We start from the raw sequence: 613 nt of genomic DNA on the forward strand, positions 1-613 counted from the left end.
AGCACCGCAGCCTCCAGCCGCGGCCGGATCGCCCGGCGCCGGCCGACAGCATGCGCAAGCACCGCTACAGCCTCCGCGCCGGTCACGCCGCCGCGGTAGGTCCCCTCCACCAGGCCCGGCGTGATGACCACCGCCCGGCGCCCGATCGCCAACGCCACCGGCGTCTGCGGACGCTTCACACGACGCACGCACAGGGAACCGACGTCGACGCCACGACCACCCAGCTCAGCCAGGACCGGCGCCATCACCCGGAACTCGGCCTCCGTCGCCGGCCGCGACCGAGTCAGCAACCCGATCGCCACCTCCTCGAGCTGGCCCAGCGCCAACGCCCCCAGCACGGCCGCCGAGGCCAGGAACAGGACCAGGCCCAGCGCCGGCGGGAGCAGCGCGAACACCACCACGGCGAGGACGAAGCTCACCAGCAGCGCAGGCCCGAGGGTCACGACCCTCAGCACCGTCATCGGGACCTTCATCTCGACCACCTCCATCGGTCAGCACCAGTGCGAATCTCTCGACTTTGCCGCGGGGTGATCGTCCGACGATCTCCGCGCGACCTAGGCGAACGAGACCAGTTTGTGCCCAGCCGCCGACACCAACGGAGTTATCCACAGCC

1 protein-coding gene is annotated in these 613 nt (G+C 71.1%); it reads right to left on the reverse strand.

Going from position 1 to position 613, the window contains the following annotated elements:
* Window positions 1–473, reverse strand: a 473-nt coding sequence (locus CF8_RS23745) for a hypothetical protein (protein ID WP_198016912.1), incomplete at its 3' end; no start/stop codon positions are given.
* Window positions 474–613 lie beyond the last annotated feature (140 nt).

It is taken from the genome of Nocardioides sp. CF8 (assembly GCF_000389985.1).
Classification (GTDB): Bacteria; Actinomycetota; Actinomycetes; order Propionibacteriales; family Nocardioidaceae; genus Nocardioides; species Nocardioides allogilvus.